21 protein-coding genes and 1 tRNA gene are annotated in these 23,551 nt (G+C 73.7%); 17 read left to right on the forward strand and 5 right to left on the reverse strand.

The window, feature by feature from the left end; translation table 11 throughout:
• The first annotated feature begins 52 nt into the window (after nucleotides 1-52).
• The 8 genes from ilvD (at nucleotide 53) to serA (ending at nucleotide 9,402) form a co-directional block, all read left to right on the forward strand.
• Nucleotides 53-1,765, forward strand: a complete 1,713-nt coding sequence (gene ilvD / locus IFT72_RS02480; protein ID WP_056053492.1) for a dihydroxy-acid dehydratase — start codon at nucleotides 53-55, stop codon at nucleotides 1,763-1,765.
• A 94-nt stretch (nucleotides 1,766-1,859) separates the two neighbouring features.
• On the forward strand, nucleotides 1,860-3,743 hold the full coding sequence (locus tag IFT72_RS02485) for an acetolactate synthase large subunit (protein WP_192045476.1): 1,884 nt from the start codon (nucleotides 1,860-1,862) through the stop codon (nucleotides 3,741-3,743).
• A complete protein-coding gene (gene ilvN / locus IFT72_RS02490) occupies nucleotides 3,740-4,246 on the forward strand; it encodes an acetolactate synthase small subunit (RefSeq protein WP_056053495.1) in 507 nt (168 codons plus the stop codon). The genes IFT72_RS02485 and ilvN overlap by 4 nt, the downstream gene beginning before the upstream one ends.
• 83 nt (nucleotides 4,247-4,329) lie before the next feature.
• Nucleotides 4,330-5,355 carry a ketol-acid reductoisomerase gene (ilvC, locus tag IFT72_RS02495; protein ID WP_192045477.1) on the forward strand — a complete coding sequence of 342 codons (1,026 nt, stop codon included), beginning with the start codon at nucleotides 4,330-4,332 and terminating at the stop codon, nucleotides 5,353-5,355.
• 245 nt (nucleotides 5,356-5,600) lie between these two features.
• Nucleotides 5,601-6,734, forward strand: coding sequence for a mannitol-1-phosphate 5-dehydrogenase (locus IFT72_RS02500; protein WP_056055759.1), 1,134 nt, complete (start codon nucleotides 5,601-5,603; stop codon nucleotides 6,732-6,734).
• A complete protein-coding gene (locus IFT72_RS02505) occupies nucleotides 6,731-7,243 on the forward strand; it encodes a hypothetical protein (protein ID WP_192045478.1) in 513 nt (170 codons plus the stop codon). Before IFT72_RS02500 ends, IFT72_RS02505 begins: the two co-directional genes overlap by 4 nt.
• A complete protein-coding gene (locus IFT72_RS02510; protein ID WP_192045479.1) occupies nucleotides 7,240-7,632 on the forward strand; it encodes a hypothetical protein in 393 nt (130 codons plus the stop codon). Before IFT72_RS02505 ends, IFT72_RS02510 begins: the two co-directional genes overlap by 4 nt.
• A gap of 180 nt (nucleotides 7,633-7,812) precedes the next feature.
• On the forward strand, nucleotides 7,813-9,402 hold the full coding sequence (gene serA, locus IFT72_RS02515; RefSeq protein WP_056053508.1) for a phosphoglycerate dehydrogenase: 1,590 nt from the start codon (nucleotides 7,813-7,815) through the stop codon (nucleotides 9,400-9,402).
• A 98-nt stretch (nucleotides 9,403-9,500) separates the two neighbouring features.
• On the opposite strand, the gene IFT72_RS02520 is transcribed toward serA, so the two are convergent.
• Nucleotides 9,501-10,136, reverse strand: a complete 636-nt coding sequence (locus tag IFT72_RS02520) for an MBL fold metallo-hydrolase (RefSeq protein ID WP_192045480.1) — start codon at nucleotides 10,134-10,136, stop codon at nucleotides 9,501-9,503.
• Nucleotides 10,137-10,229: 93 nt separating this feature from the next.
• Here IFT72_RS02520 and IFT72_RS02525 point away from each other — a divergent pair.
• Both IFT72_RS02525 and IFT72_RS02530 read left to right on the forward strand, forming a co-directional pair.
• Nucleotides 10,230-10,302: transfer RNA gene (locus IFT72_RS02525), tRNA-Glu, on the forward strand.
• 180 nt (nucleotides 10,303-10,482) lie between these two features.
• Nucleotides 10,483-11,022: a hypothetical protein gene (locus IFT72_RS02530; protein ID WP_192045481.1), complete on the forward strand. Its 540-nt coding sequence runs from the start codon at nucleotides 10,483-10,485 to the stop codon at nucleotides 11,020-11,022.
• 22 nt (nucleotides 11,023-11,044) lie between these two features.
• Here the strand turns inward: IFT72_RS02530 and IFT72_RS02535 are convergent, their stop codons facing one another.
• The 3 genes from IFT72_RS02535 to IFT72_RS02545 form a co-directional block, all read right to left on the reverse strand.
• Nucleotides 11,045-11,731 carry an alpha-ketoglutarate-dependent dioxygenase AlkB gene (locus IFT72_RS02535; protein WP_192045482.1) on the reverse strand — a complete coding sequence of 229 codons (687 nt, stop codon included), beginning with the start codon at nucleotides 11,729-11,731 and terminating at the stop codon, nucleotides 11,045-11,047.
• Between the two features lie 62 nt (nucleotides 11,732-11,793).
• Nucleotides 11,794-13,416 carry a hypothetical protein gene (locus tag IFT72_RS02540; protein WP_192045483.1) on the reverse strand — a complete coding sequence of 541 codons (1,623 nt, stop codon included), beginning with the start codon at nucleotides 13,414-13,416 and terminating at the stop codon, nucleotides 11,794-11,796.
• Complete coding sequence (locus tag IFT72_RS02545) at nucleotides 13,413-14,882, reverse strand: PQQ-binding-like beta-propeller repeat protein (RefSeq protein WP_192045484.1); 1,470 nt, start codon at nucleotides 14,880-14,882, stop codon at nucleotides 13,413-13,415. Before IFT72_RS02545 ends, IFT72_RS02540 begins: the two co-directional genes overlap by 4 nt.
• A 212-nt stretch (nucleotides 14,883-15,094) precedes the next feature.
• On the opposite strand from IFT72_RS02545, the gene leuC reads away from it, so the two are divergent.
• The 6 genes from leuC (at nucleotide 15,095) to IFT72_RS02575 (ending at nucleotide 21,755) form a co-directional block, all read left to right on the forward strand.
• Nucleotides 15,095-16,588, forward strand: coding sequence for a 3-isopropylmalate dehydratase large subunit (gene leuC / locus IFT72_RS02550; protein WP_371741139.1), 1,494 nt, complete (start codon nucleotides 15,095-15,097; stop codon nucleotides 16,586-16,588).
• On the forward strand, nucleotides 16,588-17,187 hold the full coding sequence (leuD, locus tag IFT72_RS02555; RefSeq protein ID WP_056053525.1) for a 3-isopropylmalate dehydratase small subunit: 600 nt from the start codon (nucleotides 16,588-16,590) through the stop codon (nucleotides 17,185-17,187). The genes leuC and leuD overlap by 1 nt, the downstream gene beginning before the upstream one ends.
• Nucleotides 17,184-18,551 (forward strand): UDP-N-acetylglucosamine 1-carboxyvinyltransferase, encoded by a 1,368-nt coding sequence (gene murA, locus IFT72_RS02560; RefSeq protein ID WP_056053530.1) that lies wholly within the window; start codon nucleotides 17,184-17,186, stop codon nucleotides 18,549-18,551. The genes leuD and murA overlap by 4 nt, the downstream gene beginning before the upstream one ends.
• 6 nt (nucleotides 18,552-18,557) lie before the next feature.
• Nucleotides 18,558-19,376, forward strand: a complete 819-nt coding sequence (locus IFT72_RS02565; RefSeq protein WP_235491151.1) for a 1-acyl-sn-glycerol-3-phosphate acyltransferase — start codon at nucleotides 18,558-18,560, stop codon at nucleotides 19,374-19,376.
• A gap of 100 nt (nucleotides 19,377-19,476) precedes the next feature.
• Complete coding sequence (locus IFT72_RS02570; RefSeq protein WP_056055762.1) at nucleotides 19,477-20,490, forward strand: NAD(P)H-dependent glycerol-3-phosphate dehydrogenase; 1,014 nt, start codon at nucleotides 19,477-19,479, stop codon at nucleotides 20,488-20,490.
• Nucleotides 20,491-20,594: 104 nt separating this feature from the next.
• The gene (locus IFT72_RS02575; RefSeq protein ID WP_192045485.1) at nucleotides 20,595-21,755 is read left to right on the forward strand and encodes a D-alanine--D-alanine ligase family protein; all 1,161 of its coding nucleotides are present in this window, start codon (nucleotides 20,595-20,597) and stop codon (nucleotides 21,753-21,755) included.
• A 34-nt stretch (nucleotides 21,756-21,789) separates the two neighbouring features.
• On the opposite strand, the gene IFT72_RS02580 is transcribed toward IFT72_RS02575, so the two are convergent.
• Nucleotides 21,790-22,395, reverse strand: a complete 606-nt coding sequence (locus tag IFT72_RS02580) for a DUF3515 family protein (RefSeq protein ID WP_192045486.1) — start codon at nucleotides 22,393-22,395, stop codon at nucleotides 21,790-21,792.
• Between the two features lie 24 nt (nucleotides 22,396-22,419).
• On the opposite strand from IFT72_RS02580, the gene thiL reads away from it, so the two are divergent.
• A complete protein-coding gene (gene thiL, locus IFT72_RS02585) occupies nucleotides 22,420-23,514 on the forward strand; it encodes a thiamine-phosphate kinase (RefSeq protein ID WP_082514289.1) in 1,095 nt (364 codons plus the stop codon).
• Nucleotides 23,515-23,551 lie beyond the last annotated feature (37 nt).

The raw sequence follows: 23,551 nt of genomic DNA on the forward strand, positions 1-23,551 counted from the left end.
CTCCGTCCGGGGCGTGGGCGTCGCTGACGGCGGCGGGCCCTAAACTCGACCCATGCCAGTGAAGGACACCCAGCCCGAGGTCGACATCAAGCCGCGCAGCCGCGTCGTCACCGACGGCGTCGAAGCCACCACCTCCCGGGGCATGCTGCGTGCCGTGGGCATGGGCGACGGCGACTGGGAGAAGCCCCAGATCGGCATCGCCAGCAGCTGGAACGAGATCACCCCCTGCAACCTCTCGCTCGACCGCCTCGCGCAGGGCGCCAAGGAGGGCGTGCACGCCGGCGGCGGGTACCCGCTCCAGTTCGGCACCGTCTCCGTCTCCGACGGGATCTCGATGGGCCACGAGGGCATGCACTTCTCGCTCGTGTCGCGCGAGGTCATCGCCGACAGTGTCGAGGTCGTCATGAACGCCGAGCGCCTCGACGGCTCGGTGCTGCTGGCCGGCTGCGACAAGTCGCTGCCCGGCATGCTGATGGCCGCGGCCCGCCTCGACCTCGCGAGCGTCTTCCTCTACGCGGGCAGCGTCGCCCCCGGGTGGGTCAAGCTCAGCGACGGCACCGAGAAGAACGTCACGATCATCGACTCGTTCGAGGCGGTCGGCGCTCACAAGGCCGGCAACCTCAGCGACGCCGACCTCAAGGCCATCGAGTGCGCGATCGTCCCGGGCGAGGGCGCCTGCGGCGGCATGTACACGGCCAACACCATGGCGAGCGTCGCCGAGGCGCTCGGCATGAGCCTGCCCGGCTCGGCCTCGCCGCCCTCGGCCGACCGTCGCCGCGACTACTTCGCCCACCGCTCGGGCGAGGCCGTCGTGAACATGCTGCGGCTCGGCATCACCACGCGCGACATCCTCACCAAGGAGGCGTTCGAGAACGCCATCGCCGTCGCCATGGCCTTCGGCGGCTCGACGAACGTCGTGCTGCACCTGCTGGCCATCGCCTACGAGGCCGAGGTCGACCTCACCATCGACGACTTCAACCGCATCGGCGACACCGTGCCCCACATCGGCGATCTCAAGCCGTTCGGCAAGTACGTCATGAACGACGTCGACCGCATGGGCGGCGTGCCCGTCGTCATGAAGGCGCTCCTCGACGCTGGCCTGCTGCACGGCGACTGCCTCACCGTGACCGGCAAGACGGTCGCCGAGAACCTCGCCGACATCCAGCCCGCCCCCCTCGACGGCGAGGTGCTCCGCACGCTCGACGACCCCATCCACGCGACGGGCGGCCTCACCGTGCTCAGCGGCACGATGGCCCCCGAGGGCGCGGTCGTGAAGACGGCCGGCTTCGACGCCTCGCTCTTCGAGGGGCCGGCGAAGGTCTTCGAGCGCGAGCGCGGCGCCATGGACGCCCTCACCGAGGGCCGCATCGTCGCGGGCGACGTCGTCGTCATCCGCTACGAGGGGCCGAAGGGCGGCCCCGGCATGCGCGAGATGCTCGCCATCACGGCGGCCATCAAGGGCGCAGGGCTCGGAAAAGATGTACTACTCTTGACGGACGGACGATTCTCAGGCGGCACAACCGGCCTGTGCATCGGCCACATGGCTCCCGAAGCGGTCGACGCAGGTCCGATCGCCTTCGTGCGCGATGGTGATCTGATTCGGGTCGACATCGCCGCTCGGTCCATCGACCTACTCGTCGATCCCGCCGAGCTCGAGTCCCGCCGCGACGGCTGGGCTCCTCTTCCCCCGCGCTACACCCGCGGTGTCCTCGCCAAGTACGCGCGCCAGGTCCGCTCCGCCGCGGAGGGCGCCGTCACCTACTAGACGACCGTCCCCGCCGCCTCCACCGGGCCCGCGCGATCGTCGTCGGCTGACCTCCGTCACACCGTCCACCACCACGAAGAGGGAACCGCCTCCGATGCCCCACGACACGACCCCGCTGCCCGGTGCCGCCGCGCGCCCGGCGGCCCGCCCCGGCTCCGACGCCCCGGTGCCTCCCGAGGTCCTCACCGGCTCCGGCGCGATCCTCCGGTCGCTCGAGCACCTCGGGGTGACCGACGTCTTCGGCCTGCCGGGCGGCGCCATCATCCCGTTCTACGACGAGCTGATGGCCTCGACGGCGATCCGCCACATCCTCGTCCGCCACGAGCAGGGCGCCGGCCACGCGGCCGAGGGCTACGCCGCGGCCTCCGGGCGCGTCGGCGTCGCCATCGCGACCTCCGGCCCCGGCGCCACGAACCTCGTCACCGCCATCGCCGACGCCTACATGGACAGCATGCCGCTGCTCGCGATCACCGGCCAGGTCTTCTCGACGCTGATGGGCACCGACGCTTTCCAGGAGGCCGACATCGTAGGCATCACGATGCCGATCACCAAGCACTCGTTCCTCGTGACGAAGCCGGAGGACATCCCGGCGACCCTGGCCGCGGCCTACCAGATCGCCAGCACCGGCCGCCCCGGCCCCGTGCTCGTCGACATCACGAAGGACGCGCAGCAGAACAGCGCGCCGTTCGTGTGGCCGCCGGTCGTCGACCTGCCCGGCTACCGCCCCGTGACCAAGGCCCACGGCAAGCAGATCACCGCGGCCGCCCAGATGATCGCCGAGGCGAAGCAGCCGGTCTTCTACGTCGGCGGCGGGGTCATCCGCGCCGGCGCCTCGGCCGAGCTCAAGACCCTGGTCGAGCTCACCGGCGCCCCCGTCGTCACCACCCTGATGGCCCGCGGTGCGTTCCCCGACACCCACGCGCAGCACCTCGGCATGCCGGGCATGCACGGCACCGTGCCGGCCGTGCTCGGCCTACAAGAGAGCGACCTGATCATCGCCCTCGGCGCCCGGTTCGACGACCGCGTCACCGGCAAGGCCGACCTCTTCGCGCCCGGCGCGAAGGTCGTCCACGTCGACATCGACCCGGCCGAGATCTCGAAGATCCGCATCGCCGACGTGCCGATCGTCGGCGACGCGAAGGTCGTCATCCCCGACCTCGCCAGCGCCTTCGCCGAGGTGACCGGCGGGCGGAAGCCCGACATCGCCGCCTGGTGGGAGCGCCTCGACGGGCTCCGCGAGCAGTTCCCCCTCGGCTACACCGAGCCCGACGACGGGCTGCTGTCGCCGCAGGCGATCATCCAGCGCATCGGCCAGCTCTCCGGCCCCGAGGCGATCTACGCCTCCGGCGTCGGCCAGCACCAGATGTGGGCCGCCCAGTTCATCCAGTACGAGCGCCCGCACGCCTGGCTGAACTCGGGAGGCGCGGGCACGATGGGCTACTCCGTCCCGGCCGCCATGGGCGCCAAGGTCGCCCAGCCCGACCGCGTGGTCTGGGCCATCGACGGCGACGGCTGCTTCCAGATGACCAACCAGGAGCTCGCGACCTGCGTCATCAACGACATCCCGATCAAGGTCGCGATCATCAACAACTCGTCGCTCGGCATGGTGCGCCAGTGGCAGACCCTGTTCTACGAGGGCCGCCACTCGTTCACCGACCTGAACACGGGCCACGAGACCCGCATGGTGCCCGACTTCGTGAAGCTCGCCGACGCCTACGGCGCCCTCGGCATCCGCGTCCGGACGGAGGACGAGATCGACGCCGCCATCCAGCTGGCGCTGGAGACGAACGACCGCCCGGTCGTCATCGACTTCGTCGTCAGCCGCGACGCGATGGTCTGGCCGATGGTGCCCCAGGGCGTCTCGAACTCTGAGATCCAGCACGCCCGTGCCCTCGCCCCGGAGTGGGACGACGAGGCGCCGGGCATCAGCGCGTCCGACACCACCCGCGACGGCGACATGACCGGAGAGCACGCATGAGCCACGTCCTGAGCCTCCTCGTCGAGGACAAGCCCGGTCTGCTGACCCGCGTCGCCGGCCTCTTCGCCCGCCGCGGGTTCAACATCGAGAGCCTCGCCGTCGGCAAGAGCGAGCTCGAGGGCTTCAGCCGCATCACGGTCGTCGTCGACGTGGAGGAGCTCCCGCTCGAGCAGGTCACGAAGCAGCTCAACAAGCTGGTCAACGTCATCAAGATCGTCGAACTCGACTACTCGCAGTCGGTGCAGCGCGAGCACATGCTGATCAAGGTCCGGGTCGACAACACGACCCGCTCGCAGGTGCTCGAGGCCGTGACGCTGTTCCGGGCCGCGGTCGTCGACGTCTCGACCGACGCCCTCGTCATCGAGGTGACCGGCGACACCGGCAAGACCACCGCCCTCCTGCGCGTCCTCGAGCCCTACGGCATCAAGGAGATCTCGCAGTCGGGCCTCCTGGCCATCGGCCGCGGCGCCAAGTCGATCACCGACCGCGTCTTCAAGAACTAGGCGGCCCCGGGCTCCCGGCCCGCGCCTCCTGCCGCACGACCCACCGACACGACATCCGTCGACAACCGAGGAGAAGCACCACTGTGACTGAGATCGTCTACGACAACGACGCCGACCTGTCCCTCATCCAGGGCAAGAAGGTCGCCGTCATCGGCTACGGCTCGCAGGGCCACGCCCACGCGCTGAACCTCCGCGACTCCGGCGTCGAGGTCGTCATCGGCCTCAAGGAGGGCTCGAAGAGCCGCGCCAAGGCCGAGGAGGCCGGCTTCACGGTGCACACCCCCGCGGAGGCCTCGGCCTGGGCCGACGTCATCGTCGTCCTCGCCCCCGACCAGGTCCAGCGCCACGTCTACGCCGACGACATCGCCCCGAACCTCGCCGAGGGCAAGGCGCTCGTCTTCGGCCACGGCTTCAACATCCGCTTCGGCTACATCGAGGCGCCCGAGGGCGTCGACGTCGTCCTGGTCGCCCCCAAGGGCCCGGGCCACACCGTCCGCCGCGAGTTCGAGGCCGGCCGCGGCGTGCCCGTGATCGTGGCCGTCGAGAAGGACGCCTCCGGCTCCGCCTGGGACCTCGCCTGGTCGTACTCCAAGGGCATCGGCGGCCTCCGTGCCGGCGGCATCAAGACGACCTTCACCGAAGAGACCGAGACCGACCTCTTCGGCGAGCAGGCCGTGCTCTGCGGCGGCACCTCGCAGCTGATCCAGTACGGCTTCGAGACGCTGACCGAGGCCGGCTACCAGCCGCAGATCGCCTACTTCGAGGTGCTGCACGAGCTCAAGCTGATCGTCGACCTGATCTGGGAGGGCGGCCTGGCCAAGCAGCGCTGGAGCGTCTCCGACACGGCCGAGTACGGCGACTACGTCTCCGGCCCCCGCGTCATCGACCCCTCCGTGAAGGAGAACATGAAGGCCGTCCTGGCCGACATCCAGTCAGGCGCCTTCGCGAAGCGCTTCATCGACGACCAGGACGCAGGTGCCCCCGAGTTCAAGGAGCTCCGCGCCAAGGGCGAGGCGCACCCCATCGAGGCCACCGGCCAGGAGCTGCGCGCCCTGTTCGCCTGGAAGCAGACGGACTCCGACTACGTCGACGGCAGCGCTGCGCGCTGACGTCGCCGTAGTCGACGCACGCTGGCGACATCGGTCGGCTCCGCCGACGGGCGACGGCAGCGCTGCGCGCTGACGTCGACGTAGTCGACGCACGCTGGCGACATCGGTCGGCTCCGCCGACGGGCGACGGCAGCGCTGCGCGCTAGCCCGTCCCCGAACGATGACGACGCCCCCCTCCGACCGGAGGGGGGCGTCGTCGGTGTCGGGGCGACCAGGCGGCCCGTGGCATGATCTAGGGCATGGCGATGAGCAAGAAGGCAGTGCACTTCGGTGCGGGCAACATCGGTCGTGGCTTCGTGGCGCAGTTCCTGCACGCGAGCGGCTACGAGGTCGTGTTCGCCGACGTCAACGACGAGCTGATCGGGCTGCTGCAGTCCCAGTCGTCGTACGAGGTGCACGAGGTCGGTGAGGACAGCCGCACGACCGTCGTCGACGGCTACCGCGCCGTCAACAGCCGCAGCGACGAGGAGGCCCTGGTCGCCGAGATCGCGACCGCCGACGTCGTCACCACCGCGGTCGGCGCCCGGATCCTGCCCTTCGTCGCGCCGGTCATCGCCCGCGGGCTGGCCCAGCGCGACGCGGCGCTGCCGCCGCTCACGGTCATCGCGTGCGAGAACGCCATCAACGCCACCGACTCCCTCGCCGAGGCCGTCCGCCAGGCCGACCCGGCCGACAACGCGGTCTTCGCGAACTGCGCGATCGACCGCATCGTGCCCGAGCAGCCCGCGGGGTCGCTCGACGTCACCATCGAGTCCTTCTCCGAGTGGGTCGTCGAGAGCGGCCCGTTCGGCGAGCACCGCCCCGAGATCCAGGGCGTCACGTGGGTGCCCGATCTCGAGCCCTTCATCGAGCGCAAGCTCTTCACCGTCAACACGGCCCACGCCGCCGCGGCCTACCACGGCTTCGCTCGGGGCCTGGGCAGCATCCGGGAGTCGCTCGCCGACGAGGCCGTCCACGCCGAGGTGCGCGCCGCCCTCGCCGAGACCAAGGCCCTGCTCGTCGCGAAGCACGAGCTCGACGCCGACGAGCAGCAGAGCTACATCGAGAAGAACCTCGTGCGCATCTCGAACCCGCACCTCCCCGACACCACCGAGCGAGTGGGCCGCAACCCGCTCCGCAAGCTGAGCCGCCACGAGCGCTTCGTCGGCCCCGCCGCGCAGCTCGCCGAGCGGGGCCTGCCGAGCGACGCGCTCGTCCGGGCGGTCCGCGCCGCCCTCGACTTCGACGTCGCCGACGACGCGGAGAGCGTCGAGCTCCAGGCACTGCTGCGCTCCGGCCTGCCCGCCGACGAGCTCACCGTGACCCTCACCGGCGTCGAGGCGGGGCACCCGCTCTCCGCCGCCCTGGTGGAGGCGGTCTCCTCCAAGCTCCCGGCATGACCGACCCCCGGCCCTCCGGGTCGGCCGGCCGCCACGACGACCCCGACGCGACCGCGTCCGACCAGACCGACCTCGACCTCGACCTCGATCCCGACGCCGACGACGCCGACGACGCGCTCTCCTGGGGCGACGAGTCGGACGCCAGCCACGTCGAGGGTCCCGCGGCCGCGACGCGTGACGACGAGACCGACCCCGACGCTCCCCAGGTCATGAGCAGCGCCTCCCTCGTGGGGCACGGCGTGCTCGGCGGCGTCGCCCTGCTCTCGAGCGTCGGCTGGATCGTCTCGCGCGACCAGTTCCTGATCGCGTTCGGCGGCGGCCTCGTCGAGCACGTGCAGACGACGCTGTGGCTGACCGGCGTCTTCCTCGCCCTCGTCGCCCCGCTGCTCTGGTTCGTCGCGACCATCCTGCTGGTGCCGGTGCAGCACTCCGGCCGCCGCCTGCTCGTGATGGCCGTCGGGGCCGTGCTCCTGGCCCCCTGGCCCCTCGTGATCGGGGGCGGGGCGTGACCGCCGCGCCCGGCGGGGCGACCGCCTCCGCCGCGCCGCGCCGCGCCCGCCGGGGCCCCCGCGTCGGGTTCGTCCTCATCGCCGTCCTCGCCGGCCTGCTGGCCGCCTACGACCTCTCCGAGGCCGTGACCAACCTCGTGCTCGTGCCGCAGGACGTCCGCTACCAGAACAACGCCTTCTTCGACGAGGTCGGCGTGGGCTCGCTCGCGGCCTCGCCGCCGTGGGCCGCGCTCTGGGCCAACGTGCTGCTGCCCCCGGTCGCGTACGTCGTCGCCCTCCTCGTCGCGCGCCGGCGGACGCTCGGCCGGGCGGCCCTCGTCTTCGCCACCGGCCTCGCCGCGGTCGCGGCGGCGTCGCTGAGCCTCACGGCGTACGTGCTCAGCATCTGACCGGACACGTCGCCGCCGACGACGGCCGCGGACGGCGGCGGGGGAGTCGCGGTGCAGGCCCCCCGGACCACCGGCGTCATCTGCGCCTGGGCCCTCCGACGAGTCGCTAGAGTGACCAGCAGCCGCGCCCACGGCGCGTCGCGGCGTTCCTCTGCACCCTCTCGTTAGGACCCTGTCTCCGTGGCCAAGCCCGTCGTTCTGATCGCTGAAGAGCTCTCACCCGCCACCGTCGAGGCCCTCGGCCCCGACTTCGACGTGAGGAGCGTGGACGGCACCGACCGGCCCGCGCTGCTCGCCGCCCTCGCGGAGGCGAACGCGATCCTGGTCCGCTCCGCGACGCAGGTCGACGCCGAGGCCATCGCCGCCGCGCCGCACCTCCAGGTCGTGGCCCGTGCGGGCGTCGGTCTCGACAACGTCGACATCAAGGCCGCCACGACGGCGGGCGTCATGGTCGTCAACGCGCCGACGTCGAACATCATCTCGGCCGCCGAGCTCACCGTCGGCCACATCCTCAGCCTCGCGCGCCACATCCCCGCCGCGCACGCCGCGCTGGCCCAGGGGCAGTGGAAGCGCTCGAAGTACACCGGCGTCGAGCTGTTCGAGAAGACCGTCGGCATCGTCGGGCTCGGGCGCATCGGCGCCCTGATCACTGCGCGCCTCCAGGCGTTCGGGGTGAACGTGGTCGCCTACGACCCCTACGTCACGCCGGCCCGTGCGCAGCAGCTCGGTGTCACCCTGCTCTCCCTCGACGAGCTGCTGGCCACCGCCGACTTCGTCACCATCCACATGCCGAAGACGCCCGAGACGACGGGCATGATCGGCCTCGAGCAGATGAAGGCCATGAAGCCGACGGCGTTCGTCGTCAACGTGGCCCGCGGCGGCCTGATCGACGAGGCCGACCTCTACACGGCCCTGACCACGGGCGAGATCGCCGGTGCCGGCCTCGACGTCTTCACCTCGGAGCCCCCCGTCGACCAGGCGCTGCTCGGCCTCGAGAACGTCGTCGTCACCCCCCACCTCGGCGCGTCGACGGACGAGGCGCAGGAGAAGGCGGGCGTGTCGGTCGCCAAGTCCGTCCGCCTGGCGCTCGGCGGCGAGCTCGTGCCCGACGCGGTCAACGTCGCCGGCGGCGTCATCGACCCGTACGTGCGCCCGGGCATCCCGCTGCTCGAGAAGATCGGCCAGGTGTTCGCCGGGCTCGCCGACTCGCCCCTCACGAGCATCGACGTCGAGGTGCGCGGCGACCTCGTCGAGCACGACGTCAGCGTGCTCAAGCTCGCGGCCCTCAAGGGCGTCTTCACGAACATCGTCAGCGAGTCGGTCAGCTACGTGAACGCGCCGCTGCTCGCCGAGCAGCGCGGCATCACCGTGCGGCTGCTCACCGACCCGACGAGCGAGGAGTACCGCAACGTCCTGACCATCCGCGGCTCGCTCAGCGACGGCGGCCAGATCAGCGTGTCGGGCACCCTCACCGGCACCAAGCAGGTCGAGAAGATCGTCGAGATCAACGGCTACGACGTCGAGGTGCCGATCGCGGCGCACCACCTCGTCATGGTCTACGGCGACCGCCCCGGCATCGTCGCCGTCTACGGCAAGGAGTTCGGCGACGCCGGCATCAACATCGCGGGCATGCAGATCGCCCGTCGCAGCGCGGGCGGGCAGGCCCTCAGCGTCCTCACCATCGACAGCCCCGCTCCCGACGAGCTGCTCGAGACGGTGCGCGTCGCCATCGACGCGCAGCTGCTGCGCGAGATCGACGTGACGCTCTAGCTCCGCCGGAGCGTTCCCCGTGACGGCGCCCCGTCTCCCGGTCGGGAGGCGGGGCGCCGTCACGCGGTGCGAGGGCCGGGAGCCGGGGGAGTCGCGGGTCAGACCTCGAGGGACTCGTGCGCCGCCAGGACGACGGCCGTGCCCCCGAGGGCCTCGACGCTCGCCCGCAGCCGGTCGGCGTGCATGCCGAAGCCCGCCGCGGACAGCGTCTGCTCGTGGACGGGGAAGAGCCGGGTCGGCGCCACGGCCGTCACGTAGTCCATCGCCTCGCCGATCTTGAGCCAGGGCGCACCGACCGGTGCCGCCAGGGTCTCGACCGGCACCGGCGGGACGGTGAACGCGTCTCCCGGGTAGAAGAGGCGGCCGTTGACGAGCACCCCCACGTTGTCGATGACGGGGATCGACTCGTGGATGACGGCGTGGCGCGAGCCGTGGAAGGCGAGGGTGAAGGGCCCCGCCTCGACGGTGTCGCCGTCGGCCACGACGTGGACGTCGAACCCCTCGGCGGCCTCCGCGACCCCGGCCGGGCCGTAGATCGTCGCCCCGGGGTTCGTGGCGAGCAGGTGGCCGAGCTGGTCGGGGGTCCAGTGGTCGGGGTGCTCGTGGGTGACGACCACGGCGACGACGTCGTGCAGATCGACCTGCGGCGTGGTGAAGGAGCCGGGGTCGACGACGAGCTTCCGTCCGTCCTCCTCGACGACGAAGGCGGCGTGCTCGAGCTTGGTCAGGCGCATGCGGCCGACTGTACGCCCGCTCCGCGACACGCGGGGCGGGCTCGATTTGTACTCGTTCGTGAGGCTGTGGCATACTCGACGAGTTGCAAAAACGGCCCCATCGTATAGTGGCCTAGTACGTCGCCCTCTCACGGCGGTAACACGGGTTCGAATCCCGTTGGGGTCACCGATCTGTTCGGTCACCACCACCGTTCAGCAACCACGAGATCCCGCCCGGCACACGCCGGGCGGGATTCGTCGTTCCGGGGCGTCTCGACCTCTCGGTGCTCGCGCTCCGTCGTCACGTCTCGGTCACGACCCGGCCGTCGACCTCGACGACGGGCCCGCCGTGCCCCATGCTCGAGCCGTGCCCAGCGACCGGACGACGAGCGCGGGCCTGCTCGTCGGGCTCGCCTGCCTCGGCGTGGTCGCCGCCGGCGCGGTGCTGCTCGCCCTCAGGTCGATCGGAGGGCCCGTCGTGGCCTGCCCGGCCGTCGCCTGGGGCACGACCGTGGTCGTGGAGGTCACGGGCGCGGTCGAGCGCGTGGCGGTCGTCGAGCTGGTGCCCGTCGGCGCCGCCGCGTCGTCGCCCCTGCCGCGGCAGGGCCCGGTCGACGACCGGTCGACCGCCGACGGCCCCGACATCGGGCCGTGGCTCTGGCCCGGCCCGGCCGAGCGGGCCCCCGACGGCACCTGGGTCATCTCGTCGTGGGGCGGGTCGTCGTCGCCCGACGGCTCCTTCCCCGACGAGGTCGACGTGCGGGCGTGGTCCGACGGCGGCGACGTCGGTCTCGTCCTCGCCGCCTCGCGCACCGCGGGGCTCCGCTTCGAGCGCGTCGGCGGCGACGCCGTCTGCGGCGGCCCGGGGGAGGCGCGGGTCGCCCTCGAGGTGCCCCCGGCCGCCTAGCGCCGGGCCGGGGTGCTCGGCGTCACGCCCTCGGGGCCGCGGCAGCGTGCGCGGCGCGCCCCGCGACTCCCTCGTCCCACCGGGGGCGGAACTGCACCGAGATGCGCGGCCCGACCGCCTTCTTCGTCTTCGCGATCGCGTGCTCGTGGGTGCGCTGGCAGCTGCCGCCCATGACGAGCAGGTCGCCGTGGCCGAGCGGGAACCTGTCGACCCGCCCCGTGCGGCGCGAGCGGACCGCGAGGGTGCGGGGAGCGCCGAGGGAGAGGACGCCGACCATCGTGTCGCGGCCGAGGCCGGAGCCGACCCGGTCGCCGTGCCAGGCGATGCTGTCGTCGCCGGTGCGGTAGAAGCACAGGCCGGCACGACGGAAGAGCTGCTCGTCGGGAGCGCCGCGCCGGGCGTAGTGCTCGTTGAGGTCGTCACGGGCCGCGGCGAGGACGGGGTCGGGCAGGGCGTCGCCGACGCCGTACGACGAGACGAGTCGCGGCACCTCGACGACGCGGTCGTACATGGTGCGGCGGTCGGCCTGCCAGGGCACGTCGGTGACGAGCCGCTCGAAGAGGGCGTCGGACGCGGTCGCCCAGCCGGGCACGAGGTCGAGCCACGCGCCGTCGCCGAGCTCGAGCCGGCGCACGCGGCCGGCGAGCGGGAGCAGCTCGGGGCCGTCGTCGAGGGAGTCGAGCAGCGAGGCGGTGAAGGGGATGACCATGGCGTCACCCTACGCTTCGTTCGAACACGTGTTCTAGTCCGCGCCCGCCCCGGGCGCGTCGCTCACCCGCCGGCGACGACCCGCGCCTCCGGGGCGGCGAGCTCGCCCGCCCGGCCCTCGACGTCGACGTCGACCGGGTGCCCGGCCCAGATCGAGACCTGCAGCTGGCCGGTGTGGGTCCACAGCCGCTCGCCGCTCGCGAGGTCGTAGGCGACCACCGTCGAGCGCCCGCCCGAGCTGCCGTAGGCGAGGGCGTAGCCCACGGTCCGGCCGACGGCGGCGAGGACGGCGCCGGTGGGCAGGTCGAAGCGGGTCAGGGTGCGCCCGGTCGCGCCGTCCAGCGCCTGCACCTCGAGCGGCCGGTCGCCCGGCGCCGACGAGCTCGCGTAGACCCGGTCGTCGGTCTGCCCGACCACCCCGGCCGCGCCGGTGGCACCGAGCCCCTCGCGGCTCCAGGTGGCCCGGCCGGTCGTCCACGAGAGGCAGGTGAGCCGGTCGCGGTCGACGTCGCTGACCAGCAGGCACGACCGGCCCTCGTCGAGCGTGCCGCGGACGTCCGAGGGGGAGCGCCACCGCACCTCACCGTCCGCGCCCCGGGCGGTCACGCCGCCGCCGGCGCCGGTCGGCCCGATCAGCAGCCCGTCGTGGACGAGGTGCCCCGAGAGCTCGTCGAGGCGCGTGCCCCAGGGGCGGGCGACGCCCGAGGTCGGGTCGACCTGCAGGGTGCCCTCGGGGGTGGCGACGACCAGCCGGTCGTCGAGGGCCAGCACGGTGCCGCTCGTCGTGCCCCGCCCCGCCCAGGTCACCCGGCCCAGGTCGCGGACGTCGCGCAGCTCGTAGCTGTAGCGCGCCCCGGCCGCTGGCTGGCGCCCCGTCACGACGACCGTGCCCGCGGCCTGGAACCGGTCGGTCTCGGTCGTCGCCCGCGGCTCCGACGCCCCGACCGTCGAGCCGTCGGCGAGCGACAGGGTGAGCAGCACCGCCCGCTCGCCCGCGACGACGCGGACGACTACGAGGCCCGTGTCGCCGGCGAGCGAGGCCGCGGCGACGTCGACCGGCCCCTCGAGGCCGAGGCGGGCGGCGTCGTCGGCGACGTCGTGGACCCAGCTGAACGCGCCCCGCCCGGTGTCGAGCAGCGCGAGCCGGGAGCCCACGCCGGTCGTCTCGCTGCCGCAGCCCGCGTCGTTCGCGAAGCCGTACGTCCAGCCCGGCCCCGCGCTGACGAGCACGCGGCCGGTGTCGACCGTCGCGGTCGGGAAGCGCAGGCACGCGGGCCGGAACCCGGGCGCGAGGGTCTCCGCGAGCGCGACCGACCACCCGGTGGTCGGCTCCTGCCGCAGGTCGACCGTCTCGACGCCGCGCCAGGGCGGCTCGGCGCCGTACTCCGGCTGGCCCGGGGCGAGGAGGGCCGCGGGCAGGGCGGCGGCCAGGAGCAGCGCGGCGTAGCCGAGGGCGAGGCGGCGACCGCGGGAGGCGCGGTGCCACCACGCGGGGCGTCGCGGCCCCGGGGCGGCCGGGCCTCGTCCGGGCCGTCCTGCTCCGTCGCCGGCACCGGCCCCGTCGTCGTCCCGGCCGGGGGCTTCGCCCGTGGCCCCGCGTCCCGTCTCCGGGCGGGCGGGCTCCCACACGGCGACGTCCGGAGCCGGCCGCGCCGGGGCCCAGCCGGGCCGCCCCTCGGGGCTCACGCCGCGCCTCCGGCCAGCCCGGCCACCACGCTCGTGCGGTCGACGAGGCGCGTGGCCACGCCGCGGCCGTCGATCGAGACCAGGCCGCCGCCCCAGAACGACACTCGGTCGTCGGAGCGCAGCGACCAGAGCCGGGCGCCCGTCGCGGCGTCGTAGGCGCTGAGGCCCCGGCCCGCGGTGGGGGAGCCGTCGGTGCGCACGTAGACGACGGTGCGGGAGGCCGCGGCGACCTCGTCGAGGACGCCGAGCGGCGCCCGCCACCGGACGCGGCCGTCGGCGGCGGCGAGGGCGGTGAGGCGGGCGCCGTCGTCGGACTGGACGACGGCGTAGAGGTCGCCGCCCACCTGGCCCGGGGCGGCGGCGGCCGAGAACGCGGCGCCGAGCTCGGTCGTCCACCGGCCCTGCCCGCTGCGGGGGTCGAGGCAGGTGGCCGTGGTGCCGCCGTCGTCGGTGGTGAGGACGCAGCCGTCGGTGGCCGAGAGGCGCGGCGTCGGGCTCGGCACGGACCAGAGGAGGTCGCCGTCGGCGTCGATCGCCGACACGGCGCGCCTCCCGTCGGCGTCGCGGCCGAGCGTCCAGGCCACGTCGTCCCCCCCGTCGGGCGCGGTCGCGACCACGTCGGCGGCGGCGGCCGACGGGCTGGCCTCGCCCGTCCGGCCGTCGACGCGGACGGCGCGGCCGTCGACGACGACGAGCAGCCCGTCGGGCAGCAGCTGGGGCGTCGTGCCGGCGTCGACCCGCCCCTCCCACACAGGGTCGTCGAGGGCGGCCGCGTCCACGAGCGAGTACCGGTCGGGCGAGCCGATCGCTCCGGAGGAGGTGCGCAGCTGCAGCCGCCCGACGGTCGAGACGCTGATCGAGGGCACGTCGCGGCGGCCGCGGGTGGACTCGAGCGCCCGGCCGTCGACGAGGTCGAGGGCGACGAGCACGGTCGACCCGGTGGTCTGGGTCTGCACCAGCACCCGGCCGGCCGCCGGCACGACCTGGCTCGCAGGGATGCTCAAGGGGTCGGTGTCGTCGAGGTCGTCGGCCAGGTCGTGCACCCACCGCACCCGGCCGTCCCGGGAGTCGACGAGGGCCACGCGGCTCGCCCCGTCGTCGAGGGCGGCACGGCGGCAGTCCGGACCGCCGGAGGCCGTGCCCGGGTCGAGGTCGACGGAGGCCCCGACGGCGACGAGCCCGTCCACGGCGGGGGAGGGCCAGAAGTGGAGGCAGCGTCGGGGCACGCCCGGGGCGAGGCGCTCGGCCAGGTCGAGCGACCAGGCCGTGCCGGTCGGGGCGTTCCGGAGGTCGTCCACCGCCGTGCCGCCCCAGGGCGGCCCGTCGGCGTAGCGCGGCGACGCGGCCGTGCCGCCGACGGCGACGAGGGCGGTCGCGGCGACCACGGCCAGCGCGGCGACGACGACCCGGCGCAGGGGCGACGGCCGCGGCGTGCGCGCCCGCGTCGTCCCGTCCGCTCCCGCCATGCTGTCGTCGGCCTCCTCGTCGAGGGCCCCGCCGACCGTGCGACGGGTGCCGACATGCTATTCGGAACCCTCGCCGGGGGCGCTCGGGGGCCGCTCGGCGGCGCGGGAATGCGGCGTCGGCCCCGCCGCTTGCACCTCACGTCGTCGGGCAGGCCCTGGCGTAGACTTCGACGATCATTCCGCTGAGAAGAGCTCTGGAGAGGGGCGTGCCCGTGGGCAGGACGCTTGCCGAGAAGGTGTGGGACGACCACGTCGTCGTCAAGGGGGAGGACGGCGCGCCCGACCTCCTCTACATCGACCTCCACCTCGTGCACGAGGTGACCAGCCCGCAGGCCTTCGACGGCCTCCGCCAGGCCGGTCGTCCGCTCCGCCGCACCGACCTCACGATCGCGACGGAGGACCACAACACCCCGACGCTCGCCATCGACCGGCCGATCGCCGACCTCACGAGCCGCACCCAGATCGAGACCCTGCGCCGCAACACCGCCGAGTTCGGCGTCCGGCTGCACCCGCTGGGCGACGCCGAGCAGGGCATCGTCCACGTCGTCGGGCCGCAGCTCGGCCTCACCATGCCGGGCATCACGGTGGTCTGCGGCGACTCGCACACCTCGACGCACGGCGCCTTCGGCGCGATGGCGTTCGGCATCGGCACCAGCGAGGTCGAGCACGTCATGGCGACGCAGACCCTGCCGCTCAAGCCCTTCAAGACCATGGCCGTGACCGTCGAGGGCACGCTGCGCCCCGGCGTCACCGCGAAGGACATCATCCTCGCGGTGATCGCCCAGATCGGCACCGGCGGCGGCCAGGGCTACGTGCTCGAGTACCGCGGCAGCGCGATCCGGGCCCTCTCGATGGAGGGGCGGATGACGATCTGCAACATGTCGATCGAGGCGGGCGCCCGCGCCGGCATGGTCGCCCCCGACCAGACGACCTTCGACTACCTCGAGGGCCGCGACCACGCTCCGACCGGCTCCGACTGGGACGACGCGGTCGCCTACTGGCAGACGCTGCCGACCGACGACGACGCCGTGTTCGACGCCGAGGTCTTCCTCGACGCCGACACCCTCGAGCCGTTCGTCACCTGGGGCACGAATCCGGGCCAGGGCGTGTCGCTCAGCGAATCCGTGCCCGACCCGACCGCCGTCGCCGACCCGAACGAGCGCGCCGCCGCCGAGCGCGCCCTCGAGTACATGGCCCTCGAGGCCGGCACCCCGATGAAGCAGATCCCGGTCGACGCGGTCTTCATGGGCTCCTGCACGAACAGCCGCATCGAAGACCTCCGGGCCTTCGCCTCCGTCATCTCCGGCCGCACCAAGGCCGAGGGCGTCCGCGTCATGGTCGTGCCCGGCTCCGCGCGGGTCCGGCTCGAGGCCGAGGCCGAGGGCCTCGACAAGGTCTTCACCGACTTCGGCGCCGAGTGGCGCTTCGCGGGCTGCTCGATGTGCCTCGGCATGAACCCCGACCAGCTCGCCCCGGGCGAGCGCTGCGCCTCGACGAGCAACCGCAACTTCGAGGGCCGGCAGGGCAAGGGCGGTCGCACGCACCTCGTCTCCCCGCTCGTCGCGGCGGCGACCGCGGTGCGCGGCACCCTCTCCGCCCCGGGCGACCTCGACGACCTCGCCGGCACCCCCGTGCACGACGCGCTCCTCGCCGAGCGCGCCGAGAGCTCTCCCGCGCTCGCCGAGCTGGCCGGAGGCGCCGCCTGATGCAGAAGTTCACCACCGTCACCGGGGTGGCCGCGCCCCTGAAGCGCAGCAACGTCGACACCGACCAGATCATCCCGGCCGAGTTCCTCAAGCGGGTCACGAAGACCGGCTTCGAGGACGCCCTCTTCTTCTCCGCCCGGCAAGACCCCGACTTCGTCCTGAACCGACCCGAGTACCAGGGCGCCCGCGTCCTCGTGGCGGGGCCCGACTTCGGCACCGGTTCGAGCCGAGAGCACGCCGTCTGGGCGCTCCGCGACTTCGGCTTCGACGTCGTGCTCAGCGCCCGTTTCGGCGACATCTTCCGCGGCAACTCGGGCAAGCAGGGCCTGCTCAGCGCCGTGGTCGACGAGGCCGACGTCGAGCGCGTCTGGGCCGTGCTCGAGGCCACGCCCGGCCTCGAGATGACCGTCGACCTCGAGTCGCAGACCGCCACGGCGGGCGACCTGACCGTGTCGTTCGAGGTCGATGCCTACACTAAGTGGCGCCTGCTCGAGGGTCTCGACGACATCGGGCTGACGCTCCGCGACGAAGCGGCCATCACAGAATTCGAATCCCGACGCGCCGCCTGGCGCCCGAAGACATTGCCGGTGAAGAAGTGAACTCCCTTGTCCAAGACGCAGCAGCAGCAGGAGCCCGAGTGGGTCTGAAGAGCGACGAGATCGTCATCCGCGGCGGCAAGCCGCTGATCGGCCGCATCGAGGTCCGGGGTGCGAAGAACCTGGCCACGAAGGCCATGGTCGCGGCCCTCCTCGGCGACACCCCCAGCATCCTCCGCGACGTCCCCGACATCAGCGACGTCAACGTGGTGCGCGGCCTGCTCTCCGTCCACGGCGTGCGCATCACCGACCCGGCCCGCGGCGAGATGATCCTCGACCCGTCGAACGTCGAGTCGGCGCACTTCGCCGAGATCGACGCGCACGCCGGCTCGAGCCGCATCCCGATCCTCTTCTGCGGCCCGCTGCTCCACCGCCTCGGCGAGGCCTTCATCCCCGACCTCGGCGGCTGCCGCATCGGCGACCGCCCGATCGACTTCCACCTCGACGCGCTCCGCGCCTTCGGCGCCGTGGTCGACAAGTCGTACAACGGCATCCACCTGACGGCCCCCGACGGCCTCAAGGGCGCGAACATCGAGCTGCCCTACCCGAGCGTCGGCGCCACCGAGCAGGTCCTCCTCACGGCCGTCCTCGCCGACGGGGTCACCGAGCTCCGCAACGCGGCGATCGAGCCCGAGATCATGGACCTCATCGCCATCCTCCAGAAGATGGGCGCCGTGGTCTCGGTCGAGCCGAACCGCGTCATCTTCATCGAGGGCGTCAAGAGCCTCCGCGGGTACACGCACCGGGCCATCAACGACCGCAACGAGGCCGCGAGCTGGGCCTCCGCCGCCCTCGCCACGAAGGGCGACATCTTCGTCGAGGGCGCCGACCAGAAAGACCTGATGACGTTCCTCAACGTCTTCCGCAAGGTCGGCGGCGACTTCGACGTCCACGAGGACGGCATCCGCTTCTTCCACCCCGGCGGCGAGCTCAAGCCCGTCGTCGTCGAGACCGACGTGCACCCCGGCTTCATGACCGACTGGCAGCAGCCCCTCATCGTGGCCCTGACCCAGGCGCAGGGCACCTCGATCGTGCACGAGACCGTCTACGAGAACCGCTTCCAGTTCACCGAGGCGCTGAACGACATGGGCGCGCAGATCGTCGTCCACAAGGACGGCCTGCCCGGCCACGACCGCCGGGTCGCGCGCCGAGAGTTCGAGCAGGCCGCCGTCATCACCGGGCCGACGGCGCTGCACGGCGCCGACATCCGCGTGCCCGACCTGCGCGGCGGCTTCAGCCACCTCATCGCGGCGCTGACCGCCGAGGGCGAGTCGAAGATCACCAACGTCGGCATCATCAGCCGCGGCTACGAGCACTTCATCGCGAAGCTGCGCAAGCTGGGCGCCGACTTCGACTTCCAGGGCTAGCCCGGCGTGAGCGACGCCGCCCGCGCGCACGGGGGTCCCGCCGACCCCGACGTGCCCGTCGTCCAGCCTGCCCGCCGCGTCGGCCGCTTCGGCCGGGGCAAGGAGAAGAGCGCGGTCTTCCGTGCCGTCGCCGCCGTCGGGGCGCCGCTCTTCGACCGCCTCGCGGTGATCGAGGTCCGCGGCGCCGAGAAGCTGCCGAACGAGGGCGCCTTCGTGCTCGCGCCCAACCACTGCACGAACATCGACCCCGTGGTCGTGGCGCGCCTGATGTGGACCCTGGGCCGCGTGCCGAGGTTCCTCGCCAAGGCGTCGCTCTTCCGGGTGCCGGTCTTCGGGTCGCTGATGCGCGCCATGGGGCACGTCCCCGTCGAGCGCGGCGGACCGACGCACGCGAGCGACCCGCTCGCCGCGGGCCGTGCCCTCGCCACGAGCGGCGGCGGGGTGATCATCTACCCCGAGGGCACGCTGACCCGCGACCCCGACCTCTGGCCGATGAAGGGCAAGAGCGGGGCGGTCCGCCTCGCGATCGAGGCCGGCGTGCCCCTCGTGCCGATGGCCCACTGGGGCAGCCAGCAGGTCATGGGCCGCTACTCCTCGAAGCTCAGCCTCTTCCCGCGGAAGCGCATCCTCGCGGCGATCGGCGACCCCGTCGACCTGTCGCCGTGGCGCGGCCGGCCGCTCGACCAGGCGGCGTACGCCGAGGCGACGGCGCTCGTGATGCGCCGGGTGACCGAGCTGCTGGCCGAGCTGCGCGACGAGTCGCCGCCGGCCGAGCCGTGGGACCCGCACGCGAAGGACCAGAAGGAGACCGGCCGCTTTGAGTAGCAGCGACGACCGCCAGGGCACGAACGAGGGCGCCAGCCGCGAGGACGCCATCGGCGCCCTGGGCGAGGGCGCGGTCACGACCGAGGCGATCTCCGTCGTCATGCGCAGCGCGATCCCGCGCACGGTCGCCGTGCTGGGCTCCGGCAGCTGGGGCACGACCTTCGCGAAGGTGCTCGCCGAGGGCGGCGCGGACGTGACGCTCTGGGCGCGCCGCCCCGAGCTCGCCCGCGAGATCACCGAGAGCAAGCGCAACAGCGACTACCTGCCGGGCATCAACCTGCCCCGCACCCTCGTCGCCACGACCGACGTCGCCGCGGCCCTGGCCGGGGCCGAGCAGGTCTACCTCTCCGTGCCGAGCCAGACCCTCCGCGAGAACCTCGCCGCCGTGCGCGACCTCGTGCCGCGCGGCGTGCCGGTCATCAGCCTGATGAAGGGCGTCGAGAAGGCGACCGGGCTCCGCATGAGCCAGGTCATCGAGCAGGAGCTCGACATCGACCCCGACCTCATCGCCGTCGCCTCCGGCCCGAACCTGGCCCTCGAGATCGCCAAGCGGCAGCCGACCGCGGCCGTGGTCTCGTCGCGCAGCCTCGAGACCGCCACGGCCGTCGCCGCCACGGCGACCAACCCGTACTTCCGGTCGTTCGTCAACACCGACGTCATCGGCACCGAGTTCGGCGGCGTGCTCAAGAACCTCATCGCGGTGGCCGTCGGCATCGTCGACGGCGTCGGCTACGGCGAGAACACGAAGGCCTCGATCATCACCCGGGGCCTCGCCGAGATGACGGCCTTCGCGGTGTCGTTCGGGGCCAAGGCCGAGACCCTCGCCGGGCTCGCCGGGCTCGGCGACCTCATCGCCACCTGCGAGTCGCCGCTCTCGCGGAACAACACCGCCGGCCGGCTGCTCGGCCAGGGCTACGCCTACGGCGACGTCGTGCGCCAGATGAACCAGACCGCGGAGGGGCTCTCCTCGGTCGCCCCGATCCTCGAGCTGGCGGCGTCGCGGGGCGTCGACATGCCCATCGTGACCCAGGTCGCCGGGGTCCTCGCCGGTACGCTGGACCCGCGGAACATCGCCCCGCACCTCACCGAGACCGACGAGCCGCAGGGCGAGTAGCCGCCGGGGGGCGACCGGCACCACGCCGGGGGCGACGCTCCGTCACGAACGCCACCCGCGCCTCCCACGGTCACCCCGTCGGCGCGACGACCCAGAGGGGCCCCATGAGCAGCGAGACCGACACCGGCGTGGCCGACGGCCCCTCGACCGAGACCGGCGCCGTGCCGGGCGCCCCGCGGCGTCAGCGCGTCGTCGTGCTGTTCGGCGGCCGCTCCAGCGAGCACTCGATCAGCTGTGCGACCGCCGGCGGCGTGCTCGCGGCGATCGACCGCGACCGGTTCGACGTCGTCCCGGTCGGCATCACCGCCGACGGCGCGTTCACGCTTCAGCCCGACGACGCGGCCCTGTTCGCCCTCGACGCCGAGTCGCTGCCGGTCGTGCGCGACAACGGCACGCGCGTCCGCTGGCCGGAGTCGTCGTCGAGCCGTGAGCTCAGCGTCGTCGAGGCCGACGGCGGCGTGCGGCTGCTCGGCGAGGTCGACGTGGTCTTCCCCATCCTGCACGGGCGCTTCGGCGAGGACGGCACGGTGCAGGGCCTGCTCGAGCTCGTCGGCCTGCCCTACGTCGGCGCGGGCCTGCTGGCCTCCGCGGTCGGCATGGACAAGCACTTCACCAAGACCGTCCTGCAGCAGGCCGGCATCGCCGTCGCCCCCTGGCGCACCGTCCGGGCCGCGGAGTGGCGCGCCGACCCGGCAGCCGTCACGGCTGCCGTGGCCGAGCTCGGCTACCCGCTCTTCGTCAAGCCGGCGCGGGCTGGCTCGAGCGTGGGCGTCTCGCGCGTCGACGGCCCCGAGCAGCTCGCCGCCGCGATGGCCGTCGGCCTCGCGGAGGACGTCAAGGTGCTCGTCGAGGCGGGCCTCGTCGGCCGCGAGCTGGAGTGCGCCGTGCTCGGCGGCCGCGCCGGGGGCGCGCCGCGCACCTCGGTCGCCGGCGAGATCGTGCTCGGCTCCGACACGTTCTACGACTTCGAGTCGAAGTACCTCGGCGGAGCGGGCGCCGACCTGGTCTGCCCCGCGCCGCTCGCCGACGACGAGCTGGCCGAGATGCAGCGCCTCGCGGCCCTCGCCTTCGAGTCGATCGACGGCACCGGCCTCGCCCGCGTCGACTTCTTCCTCACCGCGGCGGGCTGGGTGGTCAACGAGATCAACACGATGCCCGGCTTCACGCCGATCTCGATGTTCCCGGCCTGCTGGCTGGCGAGCGGGCTCAGCTACCCCGAGCTGATCACCGAGCTCGTCGAGCTCGGCCTCGAGACCGACCGCTAGGTCGCCGAGGCGCGTGGGCGGCGCTCTCCACCGTCTAGGGCGTGGGGGAGTCGCGGGGCGCGTCGGTGGACGCACCGCCGTCGGTCGGGCCCTCGGTGGCGTCCGCCCCGCCGCTGCCGCCGCTGTCGTCGGCGCCGTCGCCGCCCGGCAGGTCGCCGACGCCCACGCAGGCGCGACCGTCGTTCGGCAGGTAGCCCACCGCGTCGGCCAGGTCGAAGAGCGGGGTGCTGCCCACCTCGTCGGTGACGATGACCTGCACGGCCGGCGTGCGGCCGTAGGTCGTGAAGATGTAGGTGTCGGGGTCGTCAGGGTCCTGGTCGCTGAGCCAGTCGACGCCGGCGACCGGGTAGCAGGGCAGGTCGGAGACGGCGGGCGCGGTGACCCCGCAGCGCAGCAGCACGGCCGTGGGGGAGCCCCAGGCGCCGGTCGCCTGCGCGTCGGTCTCGCGCCGCTGGTAGGGCGCGCTGTCGGGGCCGACCTGCTCGGGCAGGTGGACGGTGACCTGGGCGCAGGCCGGGTCGTTCGCGTCGTCGGCGGCCGTCATCGGCACGGCGGCGGTGCAGCCCGCGAGCACGGGGGCGAGCACGGCGACGGTGGCGGCGAGGAGGGGCAGGCGCAGGCGCCGGGCGGGGCTGGACATCCCGGCCAGGCTACCGTCGTGCACATGGAACGCACCTCCACGTCCGCCGAGCCCGACCCCGCCGACCGAGCCTCCGCCGACGCCTCCCGGGCCGACGCCTCCTCGGCCGGCCCCTCCTCGCCCGGCCGGGCTCCCACCGACACCGTCGAGGGCGCGGGCGAGCTCGCGACGCTGGCGCGCATCCTGCCCCGCCTGCCCCGCGGGCTCGACACGCAGCTCGGCCCGGGCGACGACGCCGCCGTCGTGGCCGCGCCGGACGGCCGCTTCGTGGTGACGACCGACCTCATGGTGCACGGCCCCGACTTCCGACTCGCGTGGTCGACCCCGCACGACCTCGGCTGGAAGGCCGCCGCCTCGAACCTCGCAGACGTGGCGGCGATGGGCGCGCGGCCCACCGCCCTCGTCGTCGCCCTCGCCGTGCCGCCCGGCACCCTCGTCGCCGACCTCGAGCGGCTGGCCGACGGGCTGCGCGAGGCGTGCGCCGAGATGGCTCCCGGCTGCGGGGTCGTGGGCGGCGACCTCTCGGTGTCGACGACGTTCACGGTCGCCGTCACGGCGTTCGGCGACCTCGGCGGCCGCCCGCCGGTGCGGCGCGACGGAGCCAGGCCGGGCGACGTGGTGGCCGTCTCCGGCGCCCTCGGGCGGGCGGCCCGGGGCCTCGACCTGCTGTTCCGCCTCGGCGTCGACCACGAGGGGGCCCCCGACGCCGACCTCGCGGCGGCGCTCCGCGAGCGCGACCCCGACGTCGGCTGGCAGCTCGCCCCGACGCCGCCGATCGCCGACGGCCGTCTCGCCGCGACCGCGGGGGCGACGGCCATGCTCGACCTCAGCGACGGGCTCGCCCTCGACGCCGCCCGGGTGGCCCGGGCGAGCGGCGTCGTCGTCGACCTCGACCCGGCGCGCCTCGGTGCCGATCCGCGGGTCGCCCTCGGCGGCGGCGAGGACCACTCGCTGTTCGCCACGTTCCCGCCCGGCACCGACCTGCCGGGCGGCTTCCGCCCGGTCGGCGTGGTCCGCGAGGCCGGCGGAGGCGCGCCCCGCGTCACCGTCGGGCGTCGCGACCTCGACGAGGTCGGCGGCTGGGACCCGTACCGCCTCTGGAGCGGGCAGGCGGGCTGAGGCCGGGCCGCGACTCCGCGGCGCCCTGGTGCCCCGG

The organism is Frigoribacterium sp. CFBP 8754, from assembly GCF_014841815.1.
GTDB lineage: Bacteria > Actinomycetota > Actinomycetes > Actinomycetales > Microbacteriaceae > Frigoribacterium > Frigoribacterium endophyticum.